Below are 26164 nucleotides of genomic sequence, written 5' to 3' on the forward strand. Positions count from 1 at the left end.
CGAAAATCCCTGCCCGAGGTTCGCGCCCGGAAACCGAAACCAAAGGCTTAGCGGGGAGTCGAGCGCGAACCAATCCGGTCGCCGGGCCGCTAAACCCGAAAATCCCGGACCGAGGTTCGCGCCCGGAAACCGAAACCAAAGGGTTAGCGGGGAATCGAGCGCGAACCAATCCGGCCGCCGTGCCGCCAAACCCGAAAATCCCTGCCCGAGGTTCGCGCCCGGAAACCGAAACCAAAGGCTTAGCGGGGAGTCGAGCGCGAACCAATCCGGCCGCCGGGCCGCTAAACCCGAAAATCCCGGCCCGAGGTTCGCGCCCGGAAACCGAAATTAAAGGGTTAGCGGGGAACAGAGCGCGAACCAAGCCGGCCCCCGGGCCGGCCTGCATCAATGGGCCAGCCGCTGAGCCGCCGGCCCTCACTGCATCAAATAAATTGTATTGTATCACAATTTATACAGCGTAATTTCTATAAATAATACAAAAAACATATTGAAATCCTGAATCGAACAGAGTATAATTCAGATATTCGGATGAAGTATGGCAGCGCCCACCGGTACGGCAGAGCCCCACATGGCGGCAGCGCCCACCGGTACGGCGGAGCCCCACATGGCGGCAGAGCCCACCGGTACGGCGGAGCCCGCACAGGTCTGACCCTAGCAGGTCCGACTCCATCCGACAGAAACCAGACAAACCAAAAGCAAATATAATGAAGAGAGTAGGGGAACAGAAATGAAAGAGTTATTATCCAAAGCGTATGCGAAAACCGGCGAATCCTTTATCAGCACAATCCTGACCGCGGCAGCGGATCCCAACGTGATTTCTTTCGCGGGCGGACTTCCCAATCCGGCGTCCTTCCCGATGGAAGCGCTGAAAGAATCCTGCAACAACATTATCGATAAATACGGTTCCGCCGTATTCCAGTATGCGAAGACCGAAGGTCTGCAGGCATTCCGTCAGTACCTGGCAGAGGACTACAACAAAACCTACGGCGTGAACCTGGATGCAGACAACATCGTTGTCACCACCGGTTCCCAGCAGGCACTGGATTGTTTTGGAAAAGTATTTATCAACGAAGGCGACGGAATCCTGGTAGAGAAGCCAAGCTATCTGGGTGCGTTCCAGGCATTTGACCAGTACTGCCCGGAATACTATCCGGTCACACTGAATGACGATGGACTGGACATCGAAGAACTGGAAGAGACTTTAGAGAAGTACGGCGACAAAATCAAGCTGGCCTATCTGATTCCGGAGTTCCAGAATCCGACCGGCTTGACCTACACGGAAGAAAACCGCGCAAAGGTCACCGAAATCCTGAAGAAATACAACGTCGTTCTGATTGAGGACGATCCGTACGGCCAGCTGCGTTTTGAAGGAACCAAACCGCCGTACATCGGTCTGGGCAAGCTCCCGCAGGCGGCGCTTCTGGGCACCTTCTCCAAGGTGGCAACCCCGGGAATGCGCGTGGGCTACGTGGTAACCGAGAACAAGGAACTGGCCAAATACATCGCTATGGCTCTGGAAGCCACTTCCTTGCACACCAACATCTTCTCCCAGTACCTGCTGCTGGATTACCTACAGAACAACGACCAGCCGGCACACGTTAAGGATATTCAGGATTTGTACAGACAGCAGTGCCACTGCATGCTGGACGCCATGGACAAATATTTCCCGGAAAACGTCACCTACACCAGACCGGAAGGCGGCATGTTCATCTGGGCAACCCTGCCGGAAGGCGTCAGCGCCATCAAACTGTTCCCGAAAGCAGCGGAGAAGGGCGTGGTATACGTTCCGGGCGATCCGTTCTACGTAGGCGTTCACGATGCCAATACCCTGCGCCTCAACTTCACCAACGCTTCACCGGAAGCCATCGACAAAGGCATTCATCTCCTGGGCGACATGCTCAAGGAAGAGTGCGCCGGAAAATAAGCCTAATATTTTCATAAAAATACATTCATACATGCAGAGACGGCCGACCCGAAAGGGCAGGTCGTTTTTGCATGAGGATTATTCTTCCGGAACGCTATAATTTGTTCCCAATAAGATATAAGGGTGATATAATCAAACCATGAGTAACGAAAAAAAGAATCTACAACAGAATCCATCCCGGTATTTCCGGGTATTGACGGCGGTTTTTTTCTTGGCGGATGTGGTGTTGGCACCATGGCTTCGAGAAGGGAACCGAAGTTTTTCGGTGCGTGTTTTTATTCATGGTGTGAAAGCCGCCGGCGGAATTGAGAAATTCGCACTAACGGAGGCCGGAAAGGGAAACACCGAGGGGATTGCCAATCTCACCATGAACTATTGGTGCATTTATCTGATCATCTTTTTGGGGGCGGTGATGCTGCTTCGGGCGGCATGGCTTCTTGCCGGCCGAAAGGAACGATTCCTCAGCGGGGCGGCATATGCTCTGGGGCTTCTGTACCTGTGCGCCTTTATGATTTTTAATTATTACGGGTACTCCGGCGGAATGATCGTGGGAATGCTGCTGGTGTTCCTGGATGCCATGCTTGGAAAATATCTGGACGAGCGGCAGGCCCTACGCGAAGCGGAAGCGGCGCTGCGAGCGAAAGAGCAGGCGGAAAAGGAAGAGAAAAAGCGGCGAGAGGCGTTCCCGGGCCGGTACGGGAGTGAATTCTATCGCGTGATTTTCAAGAACTTCCGGGCCAACATTCGGGATTTCCTGCTGTTCCTGGTGGGAGCGGTCCTGACCATGACGGTGCTCCTGGTCATCTGGGGAATGGAGCAGGGGTGCGGCGGAATTCGTCTGCTGGGGGCATCGGCGCTTCAGCAGCAGATAGCAAGCAGCCTGAAACAGCTGCTGCCGGTGTTCATGTTCCTGGCGGTGTTGATGCTGTCCCTGATTATCAGTGGATACCTGCGGACCCGCATGAAAAATTACAGCATGTACATCGCCCTGGGAATTCGGAACAAAACCCTGATTCGAATCATCGGGCTGGAATACGGTACCTGCATCCTCACCGCGTTGGCGGGGGGAATCCTCCTGGGACTGGCCACCCTGAAAATAATCGGGGTTCCGATTGCCGGGAATTTACTTCGAATGCTTCCGCCGGCCGTGCTCTGCTACCTGCTGGTGGTTCTGATTTCCACTTTGGTGAACTATCATATTTTTGAGTTCAAAAATGTCCTTCGTTACAACCGATCTTCCGCCAACGAACCGGTGCCTCGCTACGGCGCCGGCGTGATGATGGGAATCGGCCTGTTTGTCATGCTGGGAAGCCTGGGCCTCTTCGCCCGCCGTGGTTCCGGGGAGAATCTGTACATCCTGGGCGGCCTGATTGCCGGTTTTGGCCTGTTCCTGTACGGCGCGGCCACCCGAATTCTGAAAAAACGCGTCGACCGGCTCCAAGTAACGGAAACCGGCCTCCTGACCATCCTCCCTTGGCGCAACCGGTTTCGCACGAACGTTCGATTTTTGTTTTTACTGACGGCGCTGCAAATCATGCTGTTCGGCATTTTCCTGCCGCGGCTGGCAGCACAGGGAATTCCGACGGAAAAAACCGCGCCCTATGACTACGTAGCAATGGTGTACGATTCGGATCTTCCGGATCTTCAGGGACTAAAAAAAGAAGGCACCCTGCAGGAACTTCCGATGCTGCGGGCGACCACGCCGCTGGGGGCAGATATTTCCCGGTTGAAGAAGGATTATCGGACGGTGCTGTGGCCCCAGGGGCAGCACATTGCGGTGTCGGAAATCAGCTACCGGAAGCTTTGCCGGCAGGCGGGGAAAACTCCGAAGAAGCTGAATCTCAGCGCGGATGGCCATCGGGTGCACATCGTGATGCAGCAAAACGCCGCAAGTGAGGCGCACAATCTGGAATGGTACAGCGGGGGCGGCGGCAATCTGTTTCGGCTGGGGCAGCCGCTGGTGGCCTACGACCGAAACCAGGTGACCCGGACCTACATCCCCCACGACGCGACCTATGAGCGGACGAATTTGGTGGGCGCTTTGCATGCAGGAAATCAGGAAAACATCCTGGTTCTGTCCGATTCGTATTTCCGGTCCGTGTATTCGCAGAAGCGACAAGCGCGGGATCCGTCGGTAAGCATTCCCCCTTCCGCCGTGAAGGAGGGACCGGATCAGCTGGTACTGATTCGGGTGAAGACGGGACAGAATAAAGCGGTGGAATCGGTACTGGAGAAAATTCAGAAGAGGCATTCTTCCGACCTGCAGTACGATGAATCCATTCGGACCTGGTACGGTGTGGCGAAGGCGGAGAAGAACAACGAAGCGGCCGCCGATTTTGCCCGTCGGATGGAAGAGATGACCGCGGTGGGATTGTTATTGATGGTGCTGTTTACCTTCTGCATTCGATACAGTTTGGCGGGAGCGGAGCAGCGGAAGGAGTACCGATTGCTGGGCACTTTGGGGATGAACGACCGGGAGCAGGAGAAGCTGTTCAATCGGGAGGCTCGAACCTATGTGCTGTGCAGCATGGGGGCGGCGTTGGTACTGTCGGCGCCTTTTGCCGCATTGCTGCCGTTTCTGCGGATGTTCCGCCGGAGTCAGAGCCTTTTGTACCTGCGGAATCTGCTGGGACTCGGCGGCGGAACGATGACCGTGCTGCTTCTGGTTCTGACGGTGCTGACGAGATATTACAGACGAGTGAATCGATAGATGTGCGGCGGTGAGCTGCCGCCGGCGAGACGTGATGGAGAGGATAGAGAATGAGCAGTGTGATGGAGCTAAAGGGGCTTCGGAAGAGATACGAGGAGAAGGGAGATTGGATTCTGAAGGGAATCGATCTCCGAATTGAAAAACAGGATTTTATTGCGATTATGGGACGATCCGGCTGCGGAAAGACCACGTTGCTGAAAACCCTGGGGTTGATTGAGTCTGCGACGGAGGGGGAATACTTCTTTGAAGGCAATGCGGTATCCGGACTGTGGGGAAGCGAGATCGCGGATATTCGCCGGCGGAATATGGGATTTATTTTTCAAGACTACAACCTGATGGGAAGCCTGACGGTGCGGGAGAATATCATGCTGCCGGCGTTGCTGGATAAAATGGACGAGCAGCAGCGGAAGGACCGGACGGAGAAGCTGATTCAGCGTTTCGGAATTCAGGCATATCGGGATAAGTATCCCCATGAAATGTCCGGCGGTCAGCAGCAGCGAGTGGCGCTTTGCCGGGCGCTGATCAACGATCCGGATGTCATTCTGGGGGATGAGCCTACGGGAAATTTGGATTCCGTGATGGGACAGCAAGTGATTGAAACCCTGGCGGAATTCAATGAGACGGACGGAAAGACGGTGATTCTCGTTACCCACGACCCGAAAATCGCCATGTATTGCCGGAAGGTTATTTTTATGAAGGACGGACATTTGCTGGATTGCTTGGAGAGACGTGATGCCGAGAAGGAGACGTTTTACCGGGAAATCGCGGCAAAAATGGAAGAATTGTAGCGCAAAAATGAAGAAATCAATGGATTTATATTGAAATTCGTGCATTTAAATGCTAAAATTTATGCGTATTTTTTGGGATCATGAAGAATTAATGGGGGAATAATGAAGAAACCGGCAAGAAGTGAGTATTTTTTTGGATGTGTATTGCTGATTATCGGCGTGATGGTGGGTCACCTGAGCATGGATTTTTTGGATGACGGAGAGATTCAATCCATGTCCGTGGAGATTACGATGAGTGCAATTTTCATCCTGTTATTCACGGTGCTGATGGAAATTCTTTACGTTCTGTGGCGGCGAAAGAAGAAGCAGGACGAAGGTCGCCTGGATATTCCGGCCACGACGATTATTCTCCTGCTGGTCATCGGTTTTCTGGCGTCCATTTGCATGCGCCTGATTAACGATGTGACGGGCATGAGGGAGTTTCTCCTAAGTGAGGATTTCAAGAGCTTCGTGGTGAATGCGATAAAGAGCAAATTCTAAATGGAAATATATGGATTCGAAGTGAGAACCGGATTGTCGTCCCGAAAGGCGCGGCAGCCCGGTTCTTTGGTTTTGGAGATGGGCCGGACACAGTTCCTGTTGTCTGCGGTTTCTGCCGGACACCCTTGGGTTTCACGAAGCTTTTTTTATGAGCAGATTGAAGTCGGCAAAATCGTGAAGCTGTTTTTCCCGGATGGCCAGAAGGGATGTGGTCGGGACGGAATTGTATAAATATTCAATTTGGCCGGAGATCCATTCCAGGTCCAGCCCGCTGTCGGTCTCGAAGGACATCTGGAGGTTGATGCCAGGAATAAAACCCAGCTCCCGGTAGATGTCGGTTTTCCAGTTGAAGCTGTCGCGGTACTGCCGGGAATTCTCCGCGTGAAACCAGCGTCCCAGGTGCTCCCAGAGAATGACCTGGCCGGTGACCGGGTGAATCAGCAAGAAATCGGGGCAGAGGTAATTGCCCGGGGCGTATTCGACGGGATATTCGTAGAGGACGTAGAAGCCCGCGGCACAGAAACGTTCGTACAGCAATGCTTCCACACGGCTCCGCACCAGAGTGCCGTCAAAGGTGGTAATCCGAAGGGCCTCCGGATGTCTGGGCGGAATCGCAGCCTTCCGTTCCCGCATCGCCTGAACGCGGGCTTCGATGCTGTTGGTGTTCAGCTCCAGGATGTCGGTCAACAGAGGAATGTACTGCTTCGGGAGACGCTGCCGAACGGATTCCACGTCGGTGTCGCAATACCGTTCTGTGAACTCCCGGAGGAGACGAATGTTGTCATCCAGAATTTCCACCATTTTCTTGCAGAAGCGTAGGTCACGAATCTTGCGGACGACCTCGTGGGTTTCCCGACCTAAGTAGCGCCGCTTGCCACCGCTGTAGAAACAGGAATAATAAATCTTTCCTTCACGTTGGCTGGTCGTCAGAAACAAACCGTCGAATGCCGCGAGTTCTTTGATTTTTGCTTTGTACTGCTTTTTCAGCTGTTGGTGATCTTGTAATGCATTGAGTAAAATATTTTTGTAATTAATCATGAGCGTCTCCTTTCAGTGCCAGTAAATGATGCTTCTCCTGCCATGATTATGCCAGAAAAATTTTTCCCCTTCAGTACACACTTATCGAGAAAAATCGAGATTTTTCAAAATATGGAACATGTTGTGGCGAAGGGAAAGAAAAGTGATGCATGGGAACAAAAATCATGGCCTCATGCATCAATCCGGAAAATGAAGTTGATGCATGGAGCTTGTTTTTACGAGCAAAAACATCAGAATTGGCTCGACATGAGGGAACAAAAGGGTTCTTCATGAGTATTTGTGGGATAATTATTAGAAAATACTCCGCTTTTCTAAGCTAGAATGCCTCGAACAAACAACGCAGAGAGGTCGGTTGTTATGGATACCGAGCCGTTCTGTTGGAAAGTGATGCATTCCCCCTTGTTTTTCTGTCTCATGCATTAACTCTAATTCCGGAGTTAATGCATGAGACTCTTTTTTCAGCGTTCCTGCATCACTTTCCCGATTTCCACCGGTGATCCGGGGTCGCCGGTGGTAGGCATAAGCAGCCCCCTCGGGCACATCACCGGCTGTTCATGGAACGCACATGAAACAGTTACGGATTCCGGAAGTTCAGATGATACAATGACCGTACCGAGGAGGGAACCGCCGGGTATTCCGGCAGAGGTCATCTCTGGTGGAAAGGAGAAAATGAAGAAGATGAATAATCTGAACATTCTGAAATTGGAAAACGCCGTGCTGCAGAAGCAGATCGATGTGGTACGGAGAAATATACGCGCCGGGCAGAACCGGGATCTTACACGGGAAGAAGTAGAAATTCTGAGAGGTGTGGGCGAACATTATGCCAAGAAGTGGGATGTTCTGTATCCGATGCTGAAGCAAGGATACGGGGCTGCCGGCTGGGTGAAGCAGATGAAAACGGAAGAGGATGAAATCGTCGCGGAACTGCGTTCTCTGGTGCGCTTCCCGGATAAGGAGGAGTGGGAAGAGAAGGTGGAAGCGGTGCTCCGGAAGATGGAACGGATGATTTACGAGGAAGACTACATGCTCTATCCGAACTGCCTGCAGTTTTTCCGGAGGGGCGAAGGTATTTGGATGAACCGGAGCGACCGGGATGGGTATGCGAACTACCGGGCGCTGCGGACTAAAGCCGGAAGGTACCGGAGGGCGCTGCAGCAGCGAAGCTTTCGATAAAAAAAGATGGGAAGGCATTCGGCGTCCGAGCGGGCAACGGATGAGGAGTGTAACCGGTGGGGAAACCCACCGGTTTTTTATAGGGATGAAAGCGCGCAACATCACTGTTAAAACGGGAAATCTCGAGATTCATGCAAAAAGTTCAGATAAAAAAACAGAGGTAAACCAATTTTTAGTGCAAAAAATCTTTAGAATTACTTGAAAAATAAGGAAGATATGTTATCCTTAATACAAATGTTTTTAAATATTGGAGGAGCATGATGAACGAGGAAACCAAACGCTCCTGTGTGGACTGCGGTGTATACAACTGCCACACGCGGGACAAGGAGTATCCGGACTTCTGCCTGACCACGGAATTGACGGACGAGGAAAGAGCGGAAGTGTGGAAGCTGTACGAAGAGCCGGAGAATCAGAAGGCGTCGGTGGTATCCGCTCAGATTGAATCGGATTTTTACCTGCGATACACTCGGGTGCAGGAAATCGTGGCTTTCGCAAAACGGATGGGCTATCACAAGATCGGAATCGCCACCTGTGTGGGTCTGATTGAGGAAAGCCGGATTTTTGCCCGGATCCTTCGGAAGAACGGATTCGAAGTGGTAGGCGCCGTGTGCAAAGTGGGTTCTTTTGAGAAGACCAAGGTGGGCGTTCCGGAAGAGGACACCCGGATTACCGGTCCGATTATGTGCAACCCGATTATGCAGGCGAAAATCATGAACCGGGAGAAGACGGATTTCAACGTGATCGTGGGGCTGTGCGTGGGACACGACAGTCTTTTCTATAAATATGCGGATGCCCTGTGCACCACCCTGGTAACCAAAGACCGGGTGATGGGTCACAATCCGGTGGCGGCGCTGTACCAGGCGAAAGCGTACTACAAGCGTCTCAGCAACGAGCCGATTGCGGCGTATCCGGAGGATGTGAACCCGAAACAGCCGGAAGCTTCCGCGAGATAGCGATTTTATTTTTGGAGGAGAGAGGATGCTGACAGGAAAGCAGAGAGGTTATTTGAAAAAACTGGCGCAGACCGTGCAGCCGGCGGTAATCGTCGGCAGAGCCGGAGTGACGGATGCGGTGATGCAGACCATCGATGAATATCTGACCGCCAATGAGCTGCTGAAAGTGGCCATTCAGGAGGGTGCAGAATTGGAGGCCAAGGAAACCGCCAATCAGGTTGCGGATGAGCTAAAAGCAGATTTCGTCCAGGCCATCGGCCGGCGGTTCGTGCTTTACCGGAGAGCAAAGGATCCGGCGAAGCGGAAGATTACACAGCGCATGCAAGACGAGATGTAGTTTCCCGGCGGAGACTGCGGGATCGTTGCAGGATATTTTTACTTGAGGAAGGAGTTAGAAATGCACAAGATTGTACTGAAGAAACAGCTCAGCCACGATATGTTCTGGATTGAGTTCGAGGCACCTTTTGTTGCAAAGAAAGCGAAACCGGGACAGTTCATTATTTTCCGCGTGGATGAATACGGGGAAAGAGTTCCGATTACCATGGCGGGAACAAATAAGGAGACGGGAACCGTAACCCTGATTTTCCAGGCAGTGGGAAGAAGCACCATGCTGCTGTCCCAGCTGGAAGTAGGCGATTACATTCAGGACGTGGTTGGACCGCTGGGAAAACCGACCCACATGGAGGGCCTGAAGAAGGTCTGCGTGGTTGGCGGCGGTACCGGAAACGCACTGGCATACCCGGTGGCAAGAGGTCTTGCGGAAGCCGGCGTGAAGGTGGACATGGTTTCCGGATTCAAAACCGAGGAGCTGATTGTGCTGAAGGAAGAGTTTGAAGAAGCGGTAGATAATTTCTACCTGATGACGGACGACGGTTCTGCCGGCGAGAAGGGGTTCACCACCACAAAGCTGGAGGAGCTGATCAAGGCCGGAAACGATTACGATGAAGTCATCACCGTTGGACCTCCGATCATGATGAAGTTCGTCAACGAGGTGACCAAGCCTTACGGAATCAAGACCATCGCATCTCTCACGGCGCTGATGATCGACGGAACCGGAATGTGCGGCGGATGTCGAGTTTCCATTAACGGCGAGACCAAGTATGTCTGCGTAGACGGACCGGAATTCGATGCGGCAGCGGTAGACTGGGATGTACTCATTGCCCGCAATGCATATTACCACGAAGAAGAGAAGGAAGAACGGGATCATATCTGCCGACTGACAGGAGGTGTAAGACACTATGAATAATCAGATGACAAAGACACCGATGCCGTCTCAGGAACCGGATGTCAGAAATAAGAATTTTAAGGAAGTTGCTCTGGGATATACCGAGGAGATGGCGGTAAACGAAGCGCAGCGTTGCCTCAATTGTAAAAACAAGCCTTGCGTGACAGGATGTCCGGTAAACGTACGGATTCCGGAATTCATCGCAAAGGTAGCCGAGGGGGATTTTGCCGGTGCCTATGAAGTGATCACTTCCACCAACTCCCTGCCGGCAGTGTGCGGCCGTGTATGCCCGCAGGAAACCCAGTGCGAAGGAAAGTGCGTTCGCGGAATCAAGGGCGAGCCGGTTGCTGTAGGCAGACTGGAGCGTTTCGTAGCGGATTGGCACAGAGAGCACATCGGCAATGATAAAGTAGAAAAAATCCCATCCAACGGCAAGAAGGCTGCCGTTGTCGGTGCCGGCCCGGCCGGACTGACCGCTGCCGGTGATCTGGTGAACAAGGGATACGAAGTAACCGTTTTCGAGAGTCTCCACAAAGAGGGCGGCGTGCTGGTATACGGAATTCCGGAATTCCGTCTGCCAAAGGATATCGTGGCATACGAAATCGACACCCTGCGGAAGAAGGGCGTCACTTTCTACCACAACGTGGTAGTGGGCAGATCCCTGGATATCCAGGACCTGTTCGATGAGGGATACGATGCTGTATTCGTCGGTACCGGTGCCGGCCTTCCGAAGTTCATGAACATCGAAGGCGAGAACCTGGTAGGCGTATACTCCGCCAACGAGTATCTGACCCGAATCAACCTGATGAAGGGCTACCTGGACGAGTACGACACTCCGATCAAAAAGCACAAGCAGGTTGCGGTTGTAGGCGGCGGAAACGTTGCCATGGACGCAGCAAGATGCGCTAAAAGAATGGGCGCTGAGGTCCATGTAATTTACCGGAGAGGCAGAGATGAGATGCCGGCTCGTGCCGAGGAAATCGAGCACGCAGAGGAAGAGGGCATTCAGTTCCACCTGCTGAACAACCCGGTTCGCATTCTGGGCGACGAGAACAACTACGTAAACCAGATCGAGTGCATCAAAATGGAACTGGGCGAGCCGGATGCTTCCGGACGTCGCAGACCGGTTGCCATTGAGGGTTCCGAGTTTACTTTGGACGTAGACGGTGTCATCATGGCTCTGGGTACCAGCCTGAACCAGCTCATCGTGGATACCACCGAAGGACTGGACGAAAACGCACGCGGCGGCATTCAGATTGATGAAGAAACCGGTGCTTGCACCAGAGAAGGCGTGTTCGCCGGCGGTGATGCGGTAACTGGCGCTGCCACTGTAATCAAGGCCATGGGCGCCGGCAAACTGGCGGCTGCTCACATGGACGAGTATATGCAGAAATAGGGTAGCCGCCGTCGGCCCATCGCAGCCCCAACCGAGCCGAGGAGAGCAAATTAAGTAGACCGATATACAGAAAAATCATTCTAACCCAACTAGCAAATATTTTTAATCCCGAAAAACCGAATAATAAGTTTAAGATTCCCCTTTTCAGTACCCATTCATGCCGGATGAAAACAAACGTGTACTGAAGGGGAATTTTTTATGTGCCATAATATCCCCACAGCAAATGCAAAGTCATCAAACTAAGTTCTAAGGAGGGAAAAATGAGAAAAGAAAAACGGGCCAACGGCCCCCACACAGTGACCGGAGGGCCGGCCAATCACACCGAAGGTCCGGCCAATCACACCGGAGGTCCGGCCAATCACACATCACACAGAATTCGGGCAGGCCTGCTGGCCGTCTGTCTGACTTTGGGCGCGGCAATCCCAAGCGGCGCATGGGCTGGGGGAATGGACCCTCGTCAGGCGGTTTCCGGTGACGAAGCCACCCTGACCATGGGCAAAATCCTCACGGCCAACCACGCCGGGAAATTTCCGGGTACTTTGCGGGACGTGAAGTACAAGCTGACGGCGGTGCGAGGTTTTGACAACGCCAACGAAAGCACCGGCGCCAGCGGCAAGCCCATTGCGGCGGAGAACATGCCTATGCCGGAAGCGTCCGCAGCAGAACACCATCAGGTAAAAGTAAACGGCACCAATGCCGAGATTACGGTGGGAGATTTTCAGACGGCGGAGCGGGACAGCGACACGAAGAAGAGCCGCGTGACCCCGGTGAAAATCAAGTTCCGCCGGGCCGGCTATTATCTGTATAAGCTCACGGAAGAAGGCTCCGACCCGGAAAAGGTGCCGGGTATCACATACGATGACCACAGTTATTTTGTGGCCGTTTACGTAACAAATAAAACCGACGATGCGGGAAATACGGAGGATGGCGTATATGTGCACAATATTACCTCCTATCGGAATGAGTCCGGCAAGGAAAATTATCAGCCGAACCTCTCGGACATCTCCGGAATCACCGACAACGGCGGAACCGATGCTACGGAAAACGTCAGGGAAAATCTGGCAAAAGTCGGAACATCCGACGGCGAGCATCCGAACCGGCTGGAAGCCTATCGCTTCTGGAATGACGCTCACGTCCAGGACCTGGTAATCACCAACAACGTAAAGGGAAATCTGGGGGACCGGAATAAAGCCTTCGAATTTCAGGTAAAACTGTCCGGGTTGGAGCCGGGAACCGCTTACACCACGGAGGAAGCGGCGGCGGATACGGAAGACCGAACCGACGACGGGGTGAATGTGGTGCGGGCATCGGTGGGAACACTTCAAGGGAAGACCCTCGTTTCCGACGATTCCGGAAAAGCGGAATTCACCGTTCGTCTGAAGGACGATGAAAAATTCGTTCTGAACGGGCTGCCGGTTTCCGCATCGTATCAAGTAACGGAGCAGGCCAGCGACCATATCGCTTCCTACCGAATCAGCGGTTCCGGAAAAACACCGGAAATTCAGAACAAGATGAAGGACAACGACATCAAGGACAAAGCGCTGAGCACCGAAACGGAGCGCGTGGATGAGGCGGACGGAACCGTCACGGTGGCCTTTATCAATGAGCGAAATCTGGCAACCGTTACCGGCGTAGCGGAGAGCACCGGACCGGCGGCACTTCTGGCTATCGCGGCAGCCGGCGCTATTGTCGCACGCCGCCGGAAATATGAATAAATCCGAGGAGAGCCGGGAGCTGGAGCGTTGGAATCGCCGTGTACGGCGAAGCATCCGGGCGGACCGCATCGTCTCATGGATGCTGAAATGGTTCGTGCTGGCATTGCTGCTCATGGTGGGCTTTTCCTACTACGACATGTATCGATTTACCCGGGCGGGAATCGACGGAGTGGCGTATCGGGATTTCGCGGCTTTGCGGCAGATTAATCCCGATGTGGCCGCCTGGCTCACTTTGGACGGAACCCATGTGGACCATCCGGTGGTGAAGGGAACGGATAATTTCGAATATTTGGACCGGGACTTCTACGGAAAAACCTATGCCGGCGGCACCCTGTTTCTGGACGAGCAATGCCCCAAGGATTTCGCCCAAGAATACCAGCTCATTCACGGCCACCATATGGCCGGAGGTGCCATGTTCGGCGACCTGAAGAAGTATTTGGACAAGAATTTCTTCCATAAAAACAAAAGGGGTCAGCTGCTGACACCGAAGGGCCGATACGATTTGGAGATTATCGGGGCGGGCATATTCGATGCCTATGATTCCAAAATCTACAGCATAAACGGAAAGAAGAACCGCCCCATGGAATCCTTCCGCCGGTGCAGGCGGAAACGGCCGGTCCGCGGGAAGTTCCGGGACCGGCTCCTGTGCCTGTCCACCTGCTCCGGAGATATGGACGACCGGAGGATCGTGGTGTTCTGCCGAATGACGGAACAGGAAGAGTCTCATACGGAAGGAAGAAAAGAATGACAGAAGAAATTGCGAAAAAAAAGAGAATCGTGAAGAGCATCCGGAAGGGAATCCTGATTCGTGCGGGAACCTTCGCCTTGACGCTATGGATTGTTTTTACGTTCGTGTTCGGAATCCGGATTGCGGACGGAAACGATATGGCACCGGCGATTCGGGAGGGAGACCTGGTGGTGTACTATCGGTGCGGAGATTTTGCCAATCGGGACAGCGTGGTGTATGAAGCGAACGGGAACGTGTACCTGGGGCGGATTGCCGGATGCGAGGGGGCGGTTATCGGAAAAACCGAAGATCACCGCCTGACCATCGATGGGCGGATTCAGCCGGTACAGCCGGGACTGGGAATTTACAGCGAAACGCCGGCCGGAGATCTAAAGGCAGGGGTTACCGTGGAACCGGGACGGTTTTTTATCCTGGGAGACTGCAGGGAGGAATCTGCGGACAGTCGATGCTTTGGAACGATTGAAAAGGACCAAATTCGGGGGAAGGTATTTCTCCTGTGGCGACGGCGCAACATATAGAAAGGAGAGAAGTATGACGAGAAAAATAGCGACGCTTTGGCTCGCCTTGATCCTGTGCATGATGTATGCGGTTTCCGTGGGTGCGGAAAGCCGATGGATGACGGAGATCAAGGTGAGCTACAGTGCAGTGGGCAGCCCGGGAGATGCGGAGGGTGTTTTTCAATTGCGGGGGACCACGGAAGATACTCCCATGCCGGAAGGAGCAGTGGGGCACCGGCTTTGTGTGCCGGCGGGAGAGACGCGTTCTTTTGGGGAAATCGTTTTTCCCGGCCCCGGTGTGTATATCTATGAAGTCAATCGCCGGAATAATCCGGAAGGCATCACCGCCCGAGATTCCTCGGTGTACCGGGTAACGGTGGTAGTGCGAAGCGACGGAGATGTGCAGCAGGTGATTGAGACGGACGGAGAGAAGGTGACGGAAATTCGGTACGAAGATCGGTATGAGAAGGCGGCTTTGGTGGAGACGGGAGATGTAAAATCCCTGTTTCTCCCGGGCGCGGGTTTTCTCGGCGCGTTGGCGGCGTTGTTTTGTCTAAGGAAGAATCGCCGAAAACGAAAGAAGGATTGCATGCGCACCCTTGTCGGTACGCTGCTTCTTTTTACCCTGTTCACAATCGGTGCGGGCGTGCCCACATACGGTGCCACCAAAGATCTTCGGGTGACCTACGACCGATTTCAAGAGCTGCCGGAGAATTACGCGAAGATTACCGGACTGCCCCTGCAGGAGGCGGAGATTACCACCACGAACGGAAATATCCACAAGTACAACGGATACGTGGGGAACAATCAGACGGAGAAGCGGGATTTTGTGGCGTACTACGGAGCGGTGAAGTTCGGAACGCGGAATCGAAATGACACAAGCAATGCGGTTACGAAGGCCAACGAGGTAAAAGGAAATATCACCTTGCGCTGGCGGAACCGGGCGGTTCTTTCGGACAACACCAAGGCCGACGTGAAGGTCGTGGTGAGCGGATGGACTTTTTCCCTGGGAAAAAATCAGAATTCAAAGATTGGGAATGACACAAAGGTGTACGTGCCAATTCTTCAGTCCTCAGGACCGAACAGCAAAGCCACGGAGCTGTGCACCGCTTCCCCGCGCACGAAGTACAGCGTGAACAACGGAACCACGGCCAATTCGTTGGCGGGAGCCTGCATCACCACGAAGTGCAATGTGAAGATTCAAATCCTTCAGTCGGGAACGGATGCGCCGGTGGACGAAGCGAAATATCCGCGGCTGCTCTTCGGGTTCCGGGATTTGGATGTGGAGGATACCACCATCGCCAAAGGGAAGAGTGCGGCGGAACGGTATAACGGACCCTACGCAGAGGGCGTAGAGCTGATTTCCGGATTCGAGAGTCCGGTGGCACTGGCGAAGAAAAGTGATGCCAACAAAGCGATGCAGACGCTGGAAAAGGTGATGACGGTAGGAGAGAACCTGCGGGTCTGCGGGGACGGTGCGAAGATGGAAGCCTACAACAAGGCCACCGGAACCAGCGGAGACAACGGAACCTATTACTCCGGTTTTATTTCCCCGGTGCAGCCTCAGGGCTTTAGTTTCAAATGGACGGGTTCCATCAGTATTTCCGGGAAAATGATGGGGACGGCGTTGTGGACGCAGCCGGAGGTGGCGGTGAAAGCCACTCGAGGCGAGGGCGGTTCCATTCAGAAGGAAGGACTCACCACCTACATTATCAACAGTTCCACCACCTACGATTACACCCCGGCGAAAGGGTACCGGGTAAAATCCCTGACGGTAGAGGGGGAGCCGGTGGATTTCAATCCGGCGGGCGGAACCTATCGTTTCGATCGCCTGTACACCAGTCCGGTACACCCGCGAAGCGCCAAGACGGGCCGGGAGCTGGAGACCAAAATCTACACCATCGATGTCCAATTTCAACGGATTGAACACAAGATCACCACCAAGGTGACCGGCGGAACCATCGATCCCGACGTGGTGGTGGGAGAAGGAGATAATGAGACCATTCACTACCGTCCGAACGATGGGTATGAACTGGAGAAGGTGACCGTGGACGGCGAGGCGGTGAATGTAAAAGAATATCCGAACGAATATACTTTTACCGATGTTCAGAAGGATCACCACATTGAAGTGGTGTACCGAAAAATTCCGGTGGGCACCCTAACCCTGCGTAAGGAAGTGACCGGTGCGCTGGGGGATCGAAGCAAGAAGTTCGAATTCCAAGTGAGCTTATCCGGGCTGAAGCCGTCCGCCGAATACGAGGCGGACGGCATCGAAGCGGCGGACACGGGAGAGCTTACGGAAAAAGGTTTTTCTTCGGATGAAAGCGGAAAGGCGGACCTTCGTCTGAAATTGAAGGACGACGAAAGCGCGCAATTCAAAGAACTTCCGGCGGGTACAACGTATCGGATTACGGAAGCGGCCAGCGACCACATCGCCTCCTATCGGCAGAAAGCCACCGGTGAAAAACCGACGCATCAAGCCGTGCAGCGGGAAAATGCCGATGCGGGAAAGGAACTCGCCACGGAGGCGGAAGTGCTGGATGAAGAGGATGGGGACATTGAAGTGATCGTCACCAACAACCGTCCCATCGCCACGGTCACCGGCGTGGGAAACAGCGACGCGCCGTATTATGCGGCCGGAATTGTCACGCTTCTTCTGTGTGGCGGATGGATTTTCGGTGTGGTACTATATAAAAGAAAAAAGTATCACTAAAAAGATTGCGGGCGGAACCGGGGTTGGGCCGAATACCGCAATTCCGAACAGAGAAAGAAGCGCGCAGTGGAAGAGAATCAGCAGAAGACGCAATACGTATATATTCTCCGGTGCGGGGACGGCACCCTGTACACCGGCTGGACCACGGATCTGGAGCACCGGGTGGCCATGCACAATGCCGGTAAGGGGGCCAAATACACCCGCGCTCGCAGGCCGGTGCGGCTGGAATATTATGAGGAATACATGGATAAGAAGGAAGCTTTGCGGCGGGAATGCGCCATTAAGAAGATGACGCGCAGTGAAAAGCTTCGGCTGATTCAAGAGTCGGAAAAAGAGTAGGACTTGCAGGCAGCGCATGCTCTTTTCGGATACCATCCATGATACAAACGATTACACAGAAGCTTCTCTCGGAGAAATCCGGGAGAAGCTTCTATTAGTAGAACAGAGTTTCGAAATATAGAGTTTTCCAATAATAAAATTTTCCAAATAGATAAAACTGATTTTAAATATACCGAAATGGTTGATACCATGGTTAGACAGGGGATGACGAATTATTACTTAGAAAATGAGGTTGGCGTTATGGATAAGAAACGATGGATTGCATGGGCACTGGCCCTATTCATGGTTGCGACTCCTTGCATGACATTTGCCCAGGAGATTTCCGGAGCAGCGGGTTCCACAAATGAGAGTGAATCCAATGAACCGGTAAATCCGGACAAGGCATCCGAACCGGATCGCGGGGACGCAGTTGAAAATGAGAAAAGTGATTTTTCAGCAGAATCCGTAAAGGGTTCGGAAGAAGACGCGACCGGAGAACAGGATTCGGCAAAAGAAAAAAAGACCGAGGAATCTGCGGATGCCGAAGCTTCGAAAGAAGCGGCAAAGGCGGCAGAGAACACCGGCTCCGAGATGGTCAGCGATAAATGGACAACAGCGGATTTCACCTATGGGGAATACGAAAAGCTCATGTACGGTTGTGACTACAGCCGGCAGTTTTATGTTCGCGGAAAAGTCATCACCGGGTTTTCCAAGCAGGGTGAAGAGAAACTGAAGAGCAACAAGAATCTGGTAATCCCGGCGAAGGGACCGGATGGAAAGAATATCGTGGGAATCGGCGAGAGCGCATTTAAAGAAAAGGGTCTGGAATCGGTTCAGTTCCCGACGGGAATGCTGACTCCTTACGACGATCCGCTGGCAAAGACCGACGAAGAACGGGTCTCCCGCCGCGGAAACTTCGTGATTGGCGAGAGCTCTTTTTATGGAAATAAGCTGAAAGAAGTCGTTCTCCCTACGGGCGTTATTTCCGTATTGGCAAAGGCCTTTGAACGAAATCAGATTGTAAAAGTAAAACTCCCGAAGACCATCTGGTGGATTGAAAGCCAAGGCTTTGCGGACAATAAGATTACCGATGTTCAATTCCCTGTGACGACGGACTTTATGATGGAACTTCACGGCATGCCGTTTGCGTTTAACAACATCAAATCGGTGCGCCTCCCGGACTTCACCGAGGTGGTGAACAAAACCGCATTCGCCTTTAACCCGGGAATGACCAAAGCACCGGAAAAGGATCCTTGGGGCAAGGAAAACATACTGGAAAAGGAGTTCCATAAAGAGACAAGAACTGCCGGTCTGGTATATATGTACACCGACAATCCGGGGCTGAAGGATAAGCTTCAGAACCGGCTTCACTCCGTGGAGGGTAAGAATACCAATATCTATTCCCCGTACCAGAAATTGGTTGTGTGCGACGGATCGGAGGCAAATCAGAATCCGGATAAGACTCTGTGGAATGCGAAGGACTTTGAATACAACAAGGACGGCGCGGTTACCGGACTTTCCGAAAGCGGCATTGCCAAAAGAAAAGTGAACAAGGACCTGGTCATTCCAAGCAAGACACCGGATGGAAAAAAGGTAGAAGAAATCGGTTCCACCGACAGCTATACCGGTCTGTTTGCGACGGAAGATGAAAAGTTCGATTCTGTGTATATGCCGAATACCATTCAGAAAATCGGCGACCGGGCGTTCTGCAGCAGCGGATTGAAGGAAGTTGCATTCTCCGGAACCCTCACAAGCATCGGCATGTTGGCGTTCTCCAACAACGAGCTGACATCGGTGATCCTTCCGGACAGCGTGAAGTATATGGGCAACGGTGCTTTCAGTACCAACTCCAATATTGAACGCATCATTCTTTCCAAGAACTTAAAGAAAATTCCGGATGCGGCATTTGGCTGCAGCGATAAGTACCACTACATGTCGAATCTGACGGAAATTGAGATTCCGGATACCGTGACGAAAATCGGCAGCCGGGCCTTTGCCGGAAACAACATTCACAATATCGTGATTCCGGATTCCGTAAAGGAAATCGGCGAGTACGCGTTCTCCACCAAGAACTATCTCAACGAGTCGTGCATCGTATCCCTGTCGGAAGGCCTGGAGGTCATTGGCGACAACGCATTTCGGAACAAGGCAATTACAGAGATTGATTTGCCGAGTACCGTAAAAGGATTGGAACTCAACACCTTCCGCAAGGAATACACTTCCGACGGACACAAGGTGAACGGAAGCGTCACAAAGGTGTATGTGAGAAACGCAGAGCAGTATTACGATAAAAAGAATTTCCCGGACCCGAAAGAAGGAACGGAAGCGTTCCACAAGCTGTATCTGGCGGATCCGATGATCTGGACTTCCGACGACTACACCTACTCCAAGGAAGAATCCGGAACGAATGAAATTACCGGATTCTCATCGCTGGGAGAGAGAAAACTGACGGAAAACAGGGATATCGAACTCCCGGAGAAGGATGATGAAGGAAATGCGGTGACCGGCGTGGCCGCAGAAGCGTTCCGGGAAAAGGGAATCACATCGGTAAAATGCCCGTATGCGGGGGGATTCACTATCGGTGAATCTGCATTCCGCGGCAACGATATCAATGAATTGGACTTGGGCTCCGGTATCACCGAAATTGGGAACAATTCTTTCCGAGAAAACCGTCTGACGATGGTTCGCGTTCCGGCTTCGATGAAGCGAATCGGTGAAAGTGCGTTTGAATCCAACCAGATTCGGGAAGTAAGCTTCGAGGATACCGGTGATAATTCTCCGGTACTGGAATCTCGCTGCTTTGCCGGAAACAAAATTCAGTCGATAGAAATCCCGAAGGCCACCACTTCCATGAAGGGAAATGCGTTTATCGGAAATACCGGCAAGGAAAAGGTAGAAACGGGAACAACGGAGGAGCAGTCCGGCGGCGTGGTATACGTATATGCAGCCACCGCCGGAAGCGTTCCGGATGGTCTGGAAAATATTTCCAACGGAAAATCCAATGTGCAGAAGCTGATTGTCGGTCGGATTCCGGCAGCAGAGGCACCGTGGGGCACCAGACATTTTACGTATAATAATGTAGTCGGAAATATCATCACCGGTCTCTCCGAAGAGGGTAAGACGAAGCTGAAGAACAGTTCCGAACTGATTATTCCAAGTCGGATCAATGGTATGACCGTAACCGGAATCGCAAACGGGACGGAAGGCATCGGAACTTTCGGATACACAGAAGGCGGAAAGACTTACGTTCCGAAGAAGGTGATTTTGCCGAGAACACTGAAAAGCATTGGGGATTACGCCTTTGATGCATCAGCAGAGGGCGTATCCGGATTGACGGAAATCGAACTTCCGGATCAGCTGGAAACCATCGGAAACTACGCGTTCCGAAACAGCAAAGAAATGGAGCTGCAGATTCCGAAGTCGGTAAAAACAATTGGAAAGGGTGCGTTTGAGGCGACCGACAAGAATGAGGCGGCACTGGAAAAAGTATCCCTCTCGATGGGGCTGACATCCATTCCGGAAAATGCATTCCGGGGACAGAAACTGAAGAGCGTGACACTGCCGAAGAACATCACCGAAATCGGCAGCGGTGCTTTTGCCGATAACAAGGTGGAAAATCTGGCATTGAATGAAGAACTGAAAACCATCGGAAATAATGCATTTGAGAATCATCAGCTGAAGAAGCTGGTGCTCTCCGAGAACGTAACCGAAATCGGCGATTCTGCATTTGCGGTAACGGACAGCAATTTGAAAAAGACGCTGACCGAACTGAAGCTGAATCGGAAATTGAAGAGCATCGGTGAAAATGCTTTTGGCAGAAGTGCAGTGAAAGAAACAGAACTACCGGACAGCGTGGAAGTGCTCCCGGCGAGTGCATTTAACGGAAATACCGTGGTTGCAGAGGTTTGGACATCTTCCGATAAACAAGCTTCCGGCGAGACACCATATGAAAAGGTAACGGCAAAGGGCGACGGACATCAGTTGAAATACGATAAGCTGGTGGGAACCGGCTGGGAATACAGCGATTTCGTGTACAGTGAAGACGGAAAAACCATAGTGGGTTTGAGCAAGTCGGGCAAGGACGTTCGCATGAGCAATCACCATCTGGTGCTTCCGGATAAAGCATCCAGAGAGGCAAAAGAATACATTACCGTAATCGGAGAGGAAGCTTTTGCCTTCTCTGACAGAGAAGTAACTGTTGGCAAATACGATTGTACATCACCAAATGGATTCCAGTCCGTGAAGTTCCCGAAATATCTGGAACGAATCGAAGCAAAAGCATTTGAGTACAACAACCTGCGGAACCATGACAAGGACGGAAACGTCGTGAATACACCGACGGAAACCACCGGTGAGGATCACTTCCTGGCAGACCAGAAATATCTCACCTATGTGGGCGGCAGCGCATTCCGCGGAAACCACCTGTGCAACGTGGCGCTTCCGGATGCGGTAACCGCAGTGGGCGATGGCGCATTTTCCATGAACAACATCTACAAGCTGAAGCTGTCGGATAAGATGACGGTAATTCCATCCGGTGCATTCTCCATGAATATCCGGATGAGCAGCATTACCATTCCGGCAGGGGTAAAGGAAATCGGACAGACCGCATTTGCCGGTGCTCGTCTAAAGAGCCTGACCATTCCGAAATCCGTTACAAAGATTGGAAGAAAGGCCTTCCATCTGCATCAGATGAAGAGCCTGACTATTCCGGGCAACGTAAAGGAAGTGGGAGAAAGTGCTTTTGAAGGAACTTACAAGGCGGCTTCTCTGGAGAAGCTGACTATCGAGAACGGCGTGAAGACCATCGGCGAAAGAGCGTTCAAGGAAGGACATCTGTGCACCGTGGTCCTGCCGGATTCCGTGGAAAGCATCGGAAAGGCGGCATTCCAGAACAACACCGGAAACATCCGAATCAGCGGACATCCGGTACTGGTGCTGACCAATAACAGCAAATTGCTCAAGGTGAATACGGCGGATGAGAACTTCCGGGTTCAGCTCCGCAGCCTGGCGAAGAACGGAACCAAGGTTTCGGGTGTGAAGAACAAGACTTACAGCGGAAAATCTCAGACCCAGAAGGTTTCCGTAAAGAACTCCTTGATGACGCTGAACAGCGGAAGCGAATACAAGGTAAGCTACTCCGGAAATAAGTCGGTGGGAACTGCAAAAATCAAGATTACCGGAACCGGAAATTACAACGGAACCATCACCAAGACCTTCAAGATTAATCCGAAGGGAACTTCCCTGAAGAGCGTGAAGAAGGGCAAGAAGTCTTTCAAAGCAACCTGGAAGAAATCTTCCAAGACTTGGACGACCGGATATCAGGTGCAGTACAGTACTTCCAAGAAGTTCAAGAAGGCAAAGGCCGCTACCGTGAAGTCCTATAAGAAGACGAAGGTCACGGTAAAGAAGTTAAAGAAGAGAAAGACGTATTACGTTCACATGCGGACCTACAAGACCGTAAAGGGGAAGAAGTATTACTCCGGATGGTCGAAAATCAAGAAGGTAAAGACGAAATAGTCCTGCCAAACACGCGATATGACAACGGTGCAGTTCTGCTTAAAATCTGCCCGAACTGCACCGCCGCATATATTAATTAAGAAAGTTAAAACCAATGAACCATGAAAGGAGAATAACCATGGACAAAAAACAGTCTCTGGCCTTTCTGCTCTCGGCAATGATGGTGGCAACACCGTTCAGCGCTTTTGCGGCAGAGGATGGAACAGCTCCCGCAGACGCCGATGCTTCGGCAAAGGCAGCGACCGAACAGAGCGTAGAAAACAATCAGGCAAAGGGGAAAGCTTCCGTGCAGGAAGATGCCCAGTTGGACGAAAACGAACTCCCGATTGTACCGGGGGAAGGAACCGGCGAAGAGAAGAAGGATGAAACCCCGGCATCCAATGCATGGGAAGCGACCGACTTTACATACGGGGCGTGGGCAATCGGTGAAAATGATAAAATCTGCCCGTCCAATGACACCGAGGCGTATTTGAAGACCACGGTATGGGTGGTAACCGGCCTGTCGGATTCCGGAAAAGCGAAGCTGGAGAACAACAAGGACCTGGTGATTCCGGCGAAGGATCCGGACGGAAAGAAGGTTCAGGGTGTTGGTGAAAGCGCATTCAAATCAATGGGTATTAAATCCGTAAAGTTCCCGGAGAACGTGAAGACGGCCAATGATACCAATTGGGACAGCAATGTAAAAGAGCGAGGCGATTTTTTTATCGGAGGACTGGCATTCCAGAGCAACAACCTGGAAGAGGTAACCCTTCCGGAAGGCGTGTTCTATCTGGCACGGCAGGCCTTTGCTAAAAATGCAAACCTGAAGAAGGTAACCTTTCCATCCACAATAAAGACGCTTGCATCAGGTGCTTTTGGAAGTTGCGCGATAGAGTCGCTGAATTTCCCGGAAACCACGGATTTCCCGCTGGTAATTGATAACGGCGCATTTATGGTAAATAAAATCAAATCCGTTTGGCTGCCGGACAAGACCGAAAAGGTCAGCAAACAGGCTTTTGTGAAGAACACCGGTATGGAGAACGGCACCGTATATCTGTACATTCCAAAGACCAAGGGCTCTTACGTGGACAGTAACGCTACTCAGAAGCCGTTTGTCGGCGATGCCATTCCGGCCGAAGCGTGGGCGGAAAAGCCATGGGGCACCGCACACTTCATCTTCGACGGAACCACAATCACCGGTCTTTCGGAAAGCGGAAAGATTAAGATTCAGAACGATACCAACCTGGTACTTCCGGATCAGAATGCAGCCGGTGAGGATATAACCGCAATCGGTAAAGGAACCGTTGGAGTGGGCACCTTCGGATATAAGACTGCGGACGGCACCGTATACGCTCCGGATTCCGTAAAGCTCCCGGCAAAGCTGGAAAGCATCGGAAACTTTGCGTTCTCCGCTGTAGTGGACACGAAAACCTCCGAGGTGAAGCACGGTGTGAAGGAAGTGGAATTCCCAGAAACTCTGAAGACCATTGGGGATACCGCATTCCAGAATGCGCCGCTCACAGAGGTAAGCCTTCCGGACAGCGTTACATCCGTCGGAAACGGTGCATTCACCAACACGGAGAAGGCAACCACACATATCGAAAAGGTGAAGCTATCCAAGGGTATGACCGCCATTCCGGCCAGCATGTTCACCAATCAAAAGATTAAGAACGTGGAAATCCCGGAAGGAATTAAAACCATCGGCTCCCGTGCATTTGCCGGAAACCGCGTGGAAACATTGAAGATTTCCGACACCGTAGAAAAAATCGACGACTATGCATTCTGGAACAACCAAATGAAGGAACTGGAAATTCCGGGAAATGTAAAGACAATTGGCAAATATGCATTCCAGAGAACGCAGGATAGCATCAAGGCAAGCATTGATAAGGTGGTACTGCATGAAGGTCTGGAGAGCATCGGAAAGAAAGCCTTCTACCAGACACTGACTTCGGAATGCAAGTCCATCGACCTGCCGACAACCGTAAAGGTTCTGGACGCAGCGGCTTTTGAAGGAAATGCGAAAGTCACACTGATTTCTCTGGTGGAAGATCAGGTAAATGCCGTCGGAGATTATGCAAAGGTCGTGGCAAAGGGTACGGCTCACGAAATCGTGCTGGTTCACAAGGTGACCTTTAATGCCGGTGAAGGAAAGGCCGATGCCGAAACTGCAAGAACCGACAAGGACGGAAAGCTGGCAGAGCTTCCGGGCGCAGCAAGAGACGGATACACCTTTGAGGGCTGGTTCACCGCCGCAGAGGGTGGCGATGCCGTAACGGCAGATACCGTATTCGACAAGGATACCACCGTATTCGCACACTGGAAGAAGAACGTTGTAAGCGCAACACCGAGCGTAAAGCTGAGCACCTCCGCCTACACCTATAACGGAAAGGTGAAGACGCCTGGAGTGAAGGTTTCCGTAAACGGCACCGTACTGACCAAGGACAACTACTCCGTATCATACGGAAAGGGAAGAAAGAACGTTGGAAAGTACACCGTTAAGGTTACCCTGAAGAACGATTACGCAGGTTCCAAGACCGTATCCTTCAAGATCAATCCGAAGGGAACTTCCATCAAGCATCTGAAGAAGGGTGTGAGAGCATTCAAACCGACCTGGAAGAAGCAGACCAGGCAGATTAGCGGATATCAGGTGCAGTACTCTACCAAGAAGAATTTCAAATCTGCAAAGATTAAGGCTGTTTCTTCGAAGAAGAAGTCCACATGGGTGATTAAGAAAAAAGCTCATAAGAGATACTATGTAAGAATCCGTACCTACAAGAAGGTTGGAAAGGCAAAATACTATTCAAGCTGGTCTTCCGCAAAGAGCGTTAAGACAAAGTAGTTTATTGAACAACTTGTTGTTCTGAAAAATTCGAATCGATCTCCCCGGCTTCGGAAGGTTCCGGAGCCGGGGAACTTTGCTATCAAGGGGAATCTATGGTATCATAGTACTTAACAAGGGATTTAAAATCGGGTCTATGGATTTAATCTTA

At 52.1% G+C, this 26164-nt stretch carries 17 protein-coding genes; 16 read left to right on the forward strand and 1 reads right to left on the reverse strand.

Annotated elements, in window-relative coordinates:
• Positions 1 to 727: 727 nt before the first annotated feature.
• The 4 genes from PUE40_RS04860 to PUE40_RS04875 all read left to right on the forward strand — a co-directional run bounded on the left by PUE40_RS04860 (position 728) and on the right by PUE40_RS04875 (position 5902).
• Positions 728 to 1924, forward strand: coding sequence for an aminotransferase-like domain-containing protein (locus PUE40_RS04860; protein WP_154553858.1), 1197 nt, complete (start codon positions 728 to 730; stop codon positions 1922 to 1924).
• Between the two features lie 139 nt (positions 1925 to 2063).
• On the forward strand, positions 2064 to 4634 hold the full coding sequence (locus tag PUE40_RS04865) for an ABC transporter permease (RefSeq protein ID WP_277672065.1): 2571 nt from the start codon (positions 2064 to 2066) through the stop codon (positions 4632 to 4634).
• A 50-nt stretch (positions 4635 to 4684) separates the two neighbouring features.
• A complete protein-coding gene (locus tag PUE40_RS04870) occupies positions 4685 to 5422 on the forward strand; it encodes an ABC transporter ATP-binding protein (RefSeq protein ID WP_154553860.1) in 738 nt (245 codons plus the stop codon).
• A 102-nt stretch (positions 5423 to 5524) separates the two neighbouring features.
• Positions 5525 to 5902: a hypothetical protein gene (locus PUE40_RS04875; RefSeq protein WP_277672066.1), complete on the forward strand. Its 378-nt coding sequence runs from the start codon at positions 5525 to 5527 to the stop codon at positions 5900 to 5902.
• 132 nt (positions 5903 to 6034) lie between these two features.
• Here the strand turns inward: PUE40_RS04875 and PUE40_RS04880 are convergent, their stop codons facing one another.
• Complete coding sequence (locus PUE40_RS04880; RefSeq protein WP_277672067.1) at positions 6035 to 6940, reverse strand: hypothetical protein; 906 nt, start codon at positions 6938 to 6940, stop codon at positions 6035 to 6037.
• A 444-nt stretch (positions 6941 to 7384) separates the two neighbouring features.
• Here PUE40_RS04880 and PUE40_RS04885 point away from each other — a divergent pair, with 444 nt between their 5' ends.
• The 12 genes from PUE40_RS04885 to PUE40_RS04940 all read left to right on the forward strand — a co-directional run bounded on the left by PUE40_RS04885 (position 7385) and on the right by PUE40_RS04940 (position 26013).
• Positions 7385 to 8113, forward strand: coding sequence for a hemerythrin domain-containing protein (locus tag PUE40_RS04885; RefSeq protein WP_277672068.1), 729 nt, complete (start codon positions 7385 to 7387; stop codon positions 8111 to 8113).
• A gap of 257 nt (positions 8114 to 8370) precedes the next feature.
• Positions 8371 to 9066: a DUF1847 domain-containing protein gene (locus PUE40_RS04890; protein ID WP_330636935.1), complete on the forward strand. Its 696-nt coding sequence runs from the start codon at positions 8371 to 8373 to the stop codon at positions 9064 to 9066.
• A gap of 25 nt (positions 9067 to 9091) precedes the next feature.
• Entirely contained in the window at positions 9092 to 9403 is a 312-nt protein-coding gene (locus PUE40_RS04895; RefSeq protein WP_154553864.1) for a YhbY family RNA-binding protein, read from the forward strand.
• A gap of 60 nt (positions 9404 to 9463) precedes the next feature.
• On the forward strand, positions 9464 to 10312 hold the full coding sequence (locus PUE40_RS04900; protein ID WP_154553865.1) for a sulfide/dihydroorotate dehydrogenase-like FAD/NAD-binding protein: 849 nt from the start codon (positions 9464 to 9466) through the stop codon (positions 10310 to 10312).
• A complete protein-coding gene (gene gltA, locus PUE40_RS04905; RefSeq protein ID WP_277672069.1) occupies positions 10305 to 11687 on the forward strand; it encodes an NADPH-dependent glutamate synthase in 1383 nt (460 codons plus the stop codon). The genes PUE40_RS04900 and gltA overlap by 8 nt, the downstream gene beginning before the upstream one ends.
• Positions 11688 to 11947: 260 nt before the next feature.
• Positions 11948 to 13402 carry a DUF7601 domain-containing protein gene (locus PUE40_RS04910; RefSeq protein WP_277672070.1) on the forward strand — a complete coding sequence of 485 codons (1455 nt, stop codon included), beginning with the start codon at positions 11948 to 11950 and terminating at the stop codon, positions 13400 to 13402.
• Positions 13395 to 14150 carry a class B sortase gene (locus PUE40_RS04915; protein WP_277672071.1) on the forward strand — a complete coding sequence of 252 codons (756 nt, stop codon included), beginning with the start codon at positions 13395 to 13397 and terminating at the stop codon, positions 14148 to 14150. The genes PUE40_RS04910 and PUE40_RS04915 overlap by 8 nt, the downstream gene beginning before the upstream one ends.
• Positions 14147 to 14668 carry a signal peptidase I gene (gene lepB, locus PUE40_RS04920; protein WP_277672072.1) on the forward strand — a complete coding sequence of 174 codons (522 nt, stop codon included), beginning with the start codon at positions 14147 to 14149 and terminating at the stop codon, positions 14666 to 14668. Before PUE40_RS04915 ends, lepB begins: the two co-directional genes overlap by 4 nt.
• A 13-nt stretch (positions 14669 to 14681) precedes the next feature.
• Positions 14682 to 17360, forward strand: coding sequence for a DUF7601 domain-containing protein (locus PUE40_RS04925; protein ID WP_277672073.1), 2679 nt, complete (start codon positions 14682 to 14684; stop codon positions 17358 to 17360).
• Between the two features lie 66 nt (positions 17361 to 17426).
• Positions 17427 to 17699 (forward strand): GIY-YIG nuclease family protein, encoded by a 273-nt coding sequence (locus PUE40_RS04930; protein ID WP_277672074.1) that lies wholly within the window; start codon positions 17427 to 17429, stop codon positions 17697 to 17699.
• 240 nt (positions 17700 to 17939) lie between these two features.
• Positions 17940 to 23195: a leucine-rich repeat domain-containing protein gene (locus PUE40_RS04935; protein WP_277672075.1), complete on the forward strand. Its 5256-nt coding sequence runs from the start codon at positions 17940 to 17942 to the stop codon at positions 23193 to 23195.
• A 118-nt stretch (positions 23196 to 23313) separates the two neighbouring features.
• A complete protein-coding gene (locus tag PUE40_RS04940) occupies positions 23314 to 26013 on the forward strand; it encodes a leucine-rich repeat protein (RefSeq protein WP_277672076.1) in 2700 nt (899 codons plus the stop codon).
• The last annotated feature ends 151 nt before the right edge of the window (positions 26014 to 26164 follow it).

Source organism: Mogibacterium kristiansenii, assembly GCF_029224645.1.
Lineage (GTDB): Bacteria > Bacillota > Clostridia > Peptostreptococcales > Anaerovoracaceae > Mogibacterium_A > Mogibacterium_A kristiansenii.